7 protein-coding genes are annotated in these 9,116 nt (G+C 64.9%); 5 read left to right on the forward strand and 2 right to left on the reverse strand.

Translation table 11 applies throughout. The features are described 5' to 3' along the window. Window positions 1–931 (forward strand): thiamine pyrophosphate-dependent enzyme (locus tag Q4E95_RS08865; protein WP_303382960.1); only part of this gene is annotated, 931 nt, incomplete at its 5' end. 234 nt (window positions 932–1,165) lie between these two features. Here the strand turns inward: Q4E95_RS08865 and fdhA are convergent. Next, on the reverse strand, window positions 1,166–2,389 hold the full coding sequence (gene fdhA, locus Q4E95_RS08870; protein WP_129702315.1) for a formaldehyde dehydrogenase, glutathione-independent: 1,224 nt from the start codon (window positions 2,387–2,389) through the stop codon (window positions 1,166–1,168). A 211-nt stretch (window positions 2,390–2,600) separates the two neighbouring features. Here fdhA and Q4E95_RS08875 point away from each other — a divergent pair, with 211 nt between their 5' ends. Further along, window positions 2,601–3,023: a hypothetical protein gene (locus Q4E95_RS08875; RefSeq protein ID WP_095798500.1), complete on the forward strand. Its 423-nt coding sequence runs from the start codon at window positions 2,601–2,603 to the stop codon at window positions 3,021–3,023. Window positions 3,024–3,060: 37 nt separating this feature from the next. Next, window positions 3,061–5,538: an alpha/beta fold hydrolase gene (locus tag Q4E95_RS08880; protein ID WP_303382961.1), complete on the forward strand. Its 2,478-nt coding sequence runs from the start codon at window positions 3,061–3,063 to the stop codon at window positions 5,536–5,538. On the opposite strand, the gene Q4E95_RS08885 is transcribed toward Q4E95_RS08880, so the two are convergent. Then, window positions 5,495–6,802 carry an acyltransferase gene (locus tag Q4E95_RS08885; protein ID WP_303382962.1) on the reverse strand — a complete coding sequence of 436 codons (1,308 nt, stop codon included), beginning with the start codon at window positions 6,800–6,802 and terminating at the stop codon, window positions 5,495–5,497. The two genes, Q4E95_RS08880 and Q4E95_RS08885, sit on opposite strands and share 44 nt — an antisense overlap. A gap of 395 nt (window positions 6,803–7,197) precedes the next feature. Here Q4E95_RS08885 and Q4E95_RS08890 point away from each other — a divergent pair, with 395 nt between their 5' ends. Further along, the gene (locus tag Q4E95_RS08890) at window positions 7,198–8,580 is read left to right on the forward strand and encodes a histidine kinase (protein ID WP_303382963.1); all 1,383 of its coding nucleotides are present in this window, start codon (window positions 7,198–7,200) and stop codon (window positions 8,578–8,580) included. Between the two features lie 4 nt (window positions 8,581–8,584). Continuing rightward, window positions 8,585–9,116 (forward strand): response regulator transcription factor (locus Q4E95_RS08895; protein ID WP_303382964.1); only part of this gene is annotated, 532 nt, incomplete at its 3' end.

The following is a 9,116-nucleotide window of genomic DNA, read 5'->3' on the forward strand; positions in this document are numbered from 1 at the left end:
GTTGTTGGAGCTGGCCGAGCTGCTCGAAGCTCCCGTCATCACCACGACCAACGGCAAGGGTGCGATTCCGGAGAAGCACCGGTTGTCGCTCGGTGCAGATCTGCGACTGACCACAGCGCATACCTTCATGCGCACCGCTGATGCTCTCTTGGTCATCGGTTCCAAGGTGGGCGAGGCCGAACTGTGGGGCGGGGACATCACTCCCCAGGGGCCGATCATCCGCGTGGACATCATGCGCGATCAAATGCTGTGCAACCTCACGCCGGACATCGAGGTTCCCGGCAATTCGTCCGCCGTGGTGTCGCAGTTGCTGGAGGCGCTGCGCGCGGAAGGTGGGAGCGGCGTCGGCGAGCGCGAAGCCCCGGATTTACGGGAAGTCTTCGACGCCATGGACAACGAGGGCCGCCAGTGGGCTCCGGACCTGGCCGCGCTCAACGAGACGATCATGGAGGTGGTCCCGGACAACACGATCATGGCCGGCGACTCGTCCCAGGTGACGTACATGGGGTCCACCACGTTCTTCCGCGCACCCACCCCGCACTCGCTGCTGTACATGGGCACGTACGCAACCCTGGGTTACGGACTGCCCGCGGCGATCGGTGCCAAGTTGGCCGCCCCGGATCGTCCGGTGGTGTGCCTGCTGGGCGACGGTGCCCTGATGTTCAGCATCCAGGAACTCACGACCGCCGTGGAACTCGAGCTGGACCTGCCGATCATCTGCGTGGACAACGGCGGGTACGGCGAAATCCGACAGGGCATGGTCGACCGTGACATCGACCCGCTGGCCGTGGACCTCAAGCAGCCGGACTGGGTGCAGCTCGCGGAATCCTTCGGCGCGACCGGGTTGTCCGCGACCATGGACAGCCTGGCCTCCACCGTGGAACAGGCGCTGAGCATCTCCGGGCCGAGCCTGGTGCACCTGCGGATCTGAAGCCGGGCCCGGGGCGCAGCCTGGTCGACGCTAGGACCGCGTGCTCTGGTTGCCCCGACACCGTCGGTAGGCGGGTCGACGGTACGGCCCACGCCCCGGGACCGTCTACAAACTAATTGACGTTAACGCCTTGAAACCCGGAAATCCGGGTCCCAAGGTCGATCAGATTGCGAGGTGGCGCACGCAAGGGTCGTAACGTCGATCAGCGTGCGACCGCGAGGTTCTGGCGGCTCCCTATGCCGCAGACGCCCCCAGGTATCCGTTGGGATCCAGAACGAACTTGGTGGCCGCGCCGTGGTCGAACTCGGCGTAGCCCTTGGGCGCGTCCTCTAGCGGAATCGCCTTGGCGTTGACCGCCTTGGCGATGTGGATGCGGTCGTACAGGATGGCCATCATCAGCTGACGGTTGTACTTCATGACCGGACACTGACCAGTGGTGAAGGCCAGGGACTTCGCCCACCCGGTGCCCAACGACAGTGACAGGGAGCCCTTCTGCGCGGCTTCGTCGATACCGCCCGGATCGCCGGTGACGTAGAGCCCCGGGATACCGAGTTCACCACCGGCCCGGGTGATCTCCATGAGGGAGTTGAGCACGGTTGCGGGCGCCTCTTCAGCATCCTTGCCGTGGCCCTTCGCCTCGAAACCGACAGCGTCAATGGCACAGTCCACCTCGGGCACGCCCAGGATCTGCTCGATCTGATCCTGCGGGTCGCCTTCCGTGAGATTGATCGTTTCGCACCCGAAGCTGCGCGCCTGCGCCAGGCGGTCATCGTTCATGTCAGCCACGATGACCACGGCCGCACCGAGCAGCAACGCCGACGCCGCCGCGGCCAGTCCCACGGGTCCCGCGCCGGCGATGTAGACCGTGGAACCAACCGTCACTCCGGAGGTCACGGCACCGTGAAACCCGGTGGGCAGAATGTCCGAGAGCATGGTCAGGTCCAGGATTTTCTCAAGGGCTTGCTCCGGGTCCGGGAACTTCAACAGATTCCAGTCCGCATAGGGCACCAGCACGAACTGCGCTTGACCACCTACCCAGCCACCCATGTCGACATACCCGTAGGCGGAACCGGGGCGATCCGGATTCACATTGAGGCAGATGCCGGTTTTGCGTTCCTTACAGTTGCGGCACCGACCGCAGGAAATGTTGAACGGGACGGAGCAGATGTCGCCGACTTTGATGAATTCGACGTCCGGCCCCACTTCAATGACTTCACCGGTGATTTCGTGGCCCAGGACCAAATCCTGAGGCGCCGTGGTTCGACCGCGCACCATGTGCTGATCGGAACCACAAATGTTGGTGGCGATGGTTTTCAGAATGACTCCGTGGGGGACTTTGCGCCCCACGTTGGCCGGATTCACACCCGGACCATCCTTGAGTTCGAACTCCGGATAAGGAGTGTCGATGACTTGAACTTTCCCTGGACCTTCGTAAGCAACGGCTCGATTGTCGGCCATGACGGATCATCCTCCTGATGAGCTACGCATGTGCTTCTAAGTGACTTGGATCACATAAGGTCCACTTCATGCTAGCAGTCACGTCCGCGGTCCCGGCGGCCTCATGCAAACGTATTGAGGCATCGCTCCTAGTTGGGTAACACTTGACGAATTTGCCTTCACAAACGCGAACAGTGCAGACAAAGGCATGGATGTCGGTCATGGTTAATTCATGAACCGTCCGTTCACATCCATTCTTGAGAAGATTCTCAACTTCCGCAGTAGCGATCCAGAGGTGTTCCTGGTCTTCCAACAGCACCCGGAGTCTTCGGATGCTCCGCTCGTGGCAGTGACCCGCACCGAGTTCGATGCACGCTCCATCGAAAAGCAACAACTCTCTGTTCGCCCCACGTACCGCGTCATGTGGGAACGGTTCACCGTTCCGGACGCGCCCGCCGTGGGGGACGGCGATCAGCTCTTCATCGTGTTCGAGGGCAAACGGACTCGCCACTCCCACGTCTCCGCGGATCGCAATCCGGCACCCCTGGGAGTCTTCGCCACAGAGAAGGCTGCCCGTGAGGTCAAGGGAGCCAAGTACCTCCGCACAGTGACAGTCGGCTGGCAAGACCTCAGCGTATGGGACCACCTGGACTGATCATGTAAATCGCAGGAACACTTGCTATTCATGAACCATGTCCACGGACGCTGAGCACTTCGACATCCTGATCATCGGTGCAGGTCTGAGCGGAATCGGTGCTGCGTGCAAACTCCGGCAGGAGCATCCGCACAAGACCATCGGCATCCTGGAATCCCGTGATGCCACCGGCGGCACGTGGGATCTGTTCCGCTACCCGGGGGTGCGTGCGGATTCGGATCTGTACACCTTCGGGTACGAGTTCCGACCGTGGACCGGACCGCAGTCCATTGCCGAAGGCCCCGCCATCCTGCAATACATCCGCGACACCGCTCACGAATACGGCGTGAACGAGCTGATCCGCTTCAACCAGCGCATGGTCGCTGCCGACTGGTCCTCCGAACACAGTCACTGGTGCGTCACCGCGGAACGCACCGCCCGGGCGGCGCCCACGCAAGGTGACAGTGCGGCGTCGTCGGCGAGTAATGAACCGAGCGGGACGGGCAAGTATCGGGAGGTCACCGCAACGTGGCTGTTCAATGCGACCGGTTACTACCGCTATGACCAGCCGAACGAACCCGACATCACGGGACTGAGGCAGTTCGGCGGCACCGTGATCCACCCGCAGCTGTGGCCCCAGGACACGGAGGTGACGGGCAAGAACGTGGTGATCATCGGCAGCGGCGCCACCGCCGTCACCCTGCTTCCGTCGCTTGTGGAGCGGGGCGCGAACGTGACCATGGTGCAGCGCACGCCCAGCTACATCATTCCCGTCCCCAAGGAGAATCAGCTGGCCAAAGCGCTCAAGCCGAGACTCGGTGAGGAGCGGACCTCGCATCTGGCGCGCGCGGTGGCCACGCGCCAGCAACGGTTCCTGTGGAAGACCAGCAAGATCGCGCCGCACCTAGTCAAGGGCGCAATTGCTGCGGTCAACAAGTCGCAATTGCCCGACGACGTCTCCGTGAAGGAACACTTCAACCCGCCCTATAAACCGTGGGATCAGCGCGTGTGCGTGGCACCGGGCGGGGATTTCTACCGCGCCCTCAAGTCCGAGGCGGGACACGTGGTCACGGGCACCATAGACGAAATCACCGAGACCGGCGTGCGCATGGAGAGCGGTGAGGACATCTCCGCGGACATCCTGATCACCGCCACGGGATTCAACGTGTTGTTGTTCGGTGGGGCCCGCTTCAGCTTGGACGGCGTACCCGCGGACCTCACCGAGAAAATCGCCTACCGCGGGGTGATGCTGAGCGACATGCCCAATTTCGCGTTCGCGATCGGGTACACCAACGCGTCCTGGACGCTCAAAATCGGTTTGCTCGTGGATTGGTTCTCGCGCTTGCTCGCACACATGGACGGAATTGGCGCCGCCTCCGTGCGACCGCTCGCGCCGGAGGGCCTCAAGACCAAACCACTACTCGACTTCGACGCCGGGTACGTCCAACGCGCCCTGGACGGCCTCCCCAAGCAAGGCACCCGCAGCCCATGGCTCATGTCCATGAGTTATCTGGCGGACCGTCGCGAACTTCGGTCACGGCCCGTGGTCGACGAGTTCTTGCGGTTCGACGACGCCGCCGCCCCCGTTCTTCAGGAACTCCCGACCTTGCTCGCGGGGCCGGGAGATTCGGGCGCGGAGGAAATCATTGATCTCGGTGACGGCCGCACCATGTGCGTTCGCATCGATGGGCCCATGGACGGCCCCGCGGTCATCATGATCACCGGCCTGGCCTTCGACCTCACCGCGTGGCCCATCTCGTTCGTGAAGTCCCTGGTCACAGAGGGGTTCCGCGTGGTGCGCATCGACAACCGGGACGAGGGCCGCTCGTTCCGCGCCACCTCCAAGGCCCCTTCGGCGCGGCAGCTCCTCAGCGGTGACCTCCCCGAGGACCAGTACACCGTGGAGGACATGAGCGAAGACGTCGCGGACACCATGCGAGCGCTGAACATCGAGCGAGCGGACCTGATCGGTTTCTCCCTGGGCGGGATGATCGCGCAATCCTTGGCCGCTCATCATCCGCCGCTGGTGCGCCGGCTCGTCTCCATTTGTTCAACCACCGGCGATCCCCAAGTCGGCACCACCGCGACCTCCACCGCCGCGATGCTGATGCTCCCGGGAGCGCCAAATCGCTCCGTGTACATCAGGGGCCGCACGATCATCGGACGGCACCTGGCGGGGCCGGGGTACCCGATCGATGAAGCCTACGAGGCCCAGTTGGCCGCGGCCCACTGGGATCGATCGCTCAACCCGCACGGCGAATCGGCGGCCATGCGGCGTCAGATCGGAGCGATCCGTGCGTCAGGAAACCGTGCGGAGGTGCTCTCGGACATCGCCGCGCCCACACTGGTGATTCACGGCGACAAGGACAAGATCGTGCGCCCTGATGGCGGGCCCGCGACCGCGGAGGCCATTCCGGGTGCCACGTTCATCGAGATCCCCGGCATGGGTCATCAGTTGCATCCCGCGCTGATGCCCACCCTGCTCGGGTACGTCAACGAACACCTCGTGGCCCCGGCACAACGCCCCACTTCATGATGACCAGGCACACCACGGATCCCGCAGCACCCCAGAGCACCAGGGCCGGAGTCAACAGAGTGACGATCTCCAGCAGCGGCGGAACCACCGCGCAAATCAACCCGACGAGGACGGCCAGCGGTGTCAGCCGTAGCTTGCCCCACGGCTTGGCCGAGGCTCGCTCCACTCGGCGCAACGCCGTGGCCACGGCCAGCACGGCCACCCAGCACAGCACAGCGAGCGGGATCCGCAACAACCACCACTGCGCTGAACCGGGAACCGGATCGTAACCTCCCGCGAAGAACCACGCGGCCATCACCAGGATGATCACCGGTAGGTGCCACAGGTAAATGGTCATGGCACGGGTTCCCACCACATACGTGACCGCCTGAGCGGGCCGCCAGTGCATGAGTCGGTTGAGGGCCGGGGTGAACACCTGCAGCAGGCACGCTTGGGCCAGCCCCAACAACACCATGCACACCGTGGGCGGGTTCAGGTTGGTGAGCATGTCCGGGGCATAACGCCCTGAGAACACGCACACGGCCAGCAGCGCGTAGCAAGCGGCGACGATCAGAAGCAGCGTGAGCGTGCCGCGGGCCGCAAACCATCCGTCCGCCCGGAAGAACCCGAGTTGCTGAATGAGCGGCCACACGAACAGCATGTTCAGCAGCCCCCACCACTGCTGATCCGTGGCCATCCGCAAGAGATCCACTGCGACCACGCACGAGAGCAAGAACCAGCACCACACCCAGCCCATGCGTTCGTGCAATTCCAAGAAGGCGGGCGCCAGCGCTTGCGCGATCAGATACGCCGCCAAGAACCACAGGGGCATTCCCATGCCGGACAGCGCGAACGTCACGAGCTCTTCGCCTACCCCGAGCGCCAAGGCCGCCATGGCGCTGATCGCGAAGACCAGCCACAGCACGGCCGCCGGTTGCATGAGTCGCAGCGTGCGTTCCCGCACGTATTCCGCCGGTGCCGCTCCCCTGGCCCGACGCCGCCGCAGCGCCCCCGCCGTGGCTACGCCACCCACCACGAAGAACAGCGGCATGACCTGCAGGATCCACGTGGCCCACCAGTACCAGGTCTGTTCCTCGGGGACCAGCACGGAAACGAGTTCGCCGGTGTCCGGATCCGCAGTGAGAGTGACCATGAGCAAATGAATGAACACCACCGCGATCACGCATCCCACGCGTGCAGCGTCCGAGGCGAGGTCACGGTCCGCGAGCGCCACGGAGCCATTGGCCCGGGTGGGGGCGGAGTGGGTCTGAACGCCGTCGCTCATGAGCATCAGTGTATGCAGGTACACACGTGTGTTGGAGGAAGCCGCGCGTTGGTGGAGTGAGATGACGCCGCTCGCTTCGACTTCACTGGCCGCCTCCAACGCGAGCCCGAACGCCGGAGGTGGGGAAAACCCCACCCCGACTCGGTGGCTAGCTCTGGCGCGGAAAACAGGGGCAGAACCGTAGCGTTATGGACATGACCACTCCAGACCCGCGCCCGACTCCACCGTGGGAACCCACGGAAGCGATTCCGGCAGATACGCAGCACACCCGCCCCTTGCCGCCGCACGGAACTCCGCAGCCTCCACAGCCGCCGCAGTCTCCGGCTCCTTCACGCGGCTCTTCTACCGTCTCCCATGACTCCGTAAGCGAGTGGAGCACCTTCTCTCCCAAGACCATGTTCTTCGGAGCCACGGACCTGGTCATCGACGCACTACTGAACTTCTTCTGGATCATCGTGATCGGCACCCTGATCTTCACGGGTGTCGCCATGATCCCCGCGGTGGGTCTGGGCCTGCTGGTCCTGGCCGGAACCGTGTACGTGATCTGGGCGGCGGTGTGGCTGGAACGGCGGCGCTCGGCGTCGTCGTTCGGCCTGGACCTGCGTGACCCGCAGCGGCGCCGCACGCCGCGCACGGACTGGGTGCGCGTTCCCCACCAACTGTGGTTGGACGCGACCGACAGCTCCATGTGGCTGGGTTTCCTGCACCTGATCCTCACGTTCATCCTGGGTGCGCTGGCCGTGTTCTCGCTCGTGACCATTGGCGCGGGCATCGTGGGCGCGTTCTCGCCGCTGTTCGCTCCGGAGAACTCCATTGCGCAGCGCTTCTTCACCCCGGTTCAGGGGTGGCCCGAATGGACCGGCGTGCTGGCAAGCATTCTGGGCCTCCTGATCGGCGTAGTCCTACTGGCCCTGCTCACCCTGGCCCACCGCGGCCTGTCCGCTACCCTGCTGCGGATGAGCGAGTCGGCAGCTCTCCGCCGCGAGGCCGCCGAGGCTCGCCGCCAGGTCGAATACGCGACCGAGGCCCGCGAATCCGCGGTCCGCGGCGCCCACACCGAACGCTCCCGCATCGAACGCGACCTGCACGACGGCGTTCAGCCCCAGCTGGTGTCGGTGGCCATGAACCTCTCGATGGCCAAGTCGCGCATCGACACCGACCCCGCCTACGCCAAGGAACTCGTGAGCGAGGCGCACGGAACCACCAAGGCCGCTATCACGGAGCTCCGCCGCCTGGCGCGCGGTTTCCACCCGGCGGTTCTGGAGGATCGCGGGCTCGACGCCGCCATCTCCGCGGTTGCCGCTCAGGCCCCGTTCCCGGTCAACGTGAACGTGAACGTCCCCCGACTGACGCCCGAGACCGAGGCCGCCGTGTACTTCGCGGTCTCCGAGTCCCTCACCAATGCCATCAAGCACTCCGGTGCCCGCACCGCTGACGTGGCCGTCTCCATCCAGGACGGTGACATCCCAGGCACCTCCACCGTGGTGGCGGGAATCCGCGACTACGGCCGCGGCGGCGCACGGGTGGTACCCGGTGGTGGCCTGTCCGGCATCGAAGACCGGATCCGCTCCGCGGGCGGCCAGTTCTTCTTGAACTCCCCCACGGGTGGGCCCTCCGAGGTCATCGTGCAGCTCCCGCTGAACACACCGGCTCGCACCGGCACCAGCGCCAACGCCAACCAACCGGACCGTCACGACTCCGACAGCAACGAGTCCGACCGCAACGTGCGGTCGGGCAGCCGGGCCGCGAGCGACGTCGTCGAAAATCAAGGAGCGTGACCCCGTGCGTATCGTGATCGCCGAAGACGCCGTGCTGCTGCGAGCCGGCCTGGTCCGTCTCCTCACCGACGCCGGCCACCAAGTGGTCGCCGAAACCGACACCGCCGAGGGTCTCGTGAAGGCCGTGGAGGAACACCGGCCGGACTTTGCGCTGGTGGACGTGCGGCTCCCACCGTCCTTCACGGACGAGGGCATTCGCGCCGCGGTCCTCATCCGCTCCGCGCACCCGCAGGTGGCCGTGCTCGTGCTCTCCCAGTACGTGGAGGAGCGTTACGCGTCCGAGCTGATTGCCTCGCGCCGCGAAGGCCTGGGTTATCTACTCAAGGACCGTGTGGCGGACGTGGACCAATTCCTGGAATCCGTGCAGACCGTGGGCGAGGGCGGAACCGTCCTGGACCCCGAGGTGCTGACCCAGATTCTGGTGCGCTCCCGCCAGCGTGAGGACCTGGAACTGCTGTCGCCCCGCGAGCGCGAGGTCCTTGGGCTGATGGCGCAGGGCCTGTCCAACGCGTCGATTGCCACCAACCTGTATTTGA

Origin of the sequence: Kocuria sp., from assembly GCF_030536815.1 — a bacterium.
GTDB classification, from domain to species: domain Bacteria; phylum Actinomycetota; class Actinomycetes; order Actinomycetales; family Micrococcaceae; genus Kocuria; species Kocuria gwangalliensis.

What these genes read in the sequence shown, in the direction of transcription:
- fdhA (WP_129702315.1), bottom strand. Translation starts at nt 2,389, where the DNA reads ATGGCCGACAATCGAGCCGTTGCTTACGAAGGTCCAGGGAAAGTTCAA.
- Q4E95_RS08875 (WP_095798500.1), top strand. Translation starts at nt 2,601, where the DNA reads ATGAACCGTCCGTTCACATCCATTCTTGAGAAGATTCTCAACTTCCGC.
- Q4E95_RS08880 (WP_303382961.1), top strand. Translation starts at nt 3,061, where the DNA reads ATGTCCACGGACGCTGAGCACTTCGACATCCTGATCATCGGTGCAGGT.
- Q4E95_RS08885 (WP_303382962.1), bottom strand. Translation starts at nt 6,802, where the DNA reads ATGAGCGACGGCGTTCAGACCCACTCCGCCCCCACCCGGGCCAATGGC.
- Q4E95_RS08890 (WP_303382963.1), top strand. Translation starts at nt 7,198, where the DNA reads ATGTTCTTCGGAGCCACGGACCTGGTCATCGACGCACTACTGAACTTC.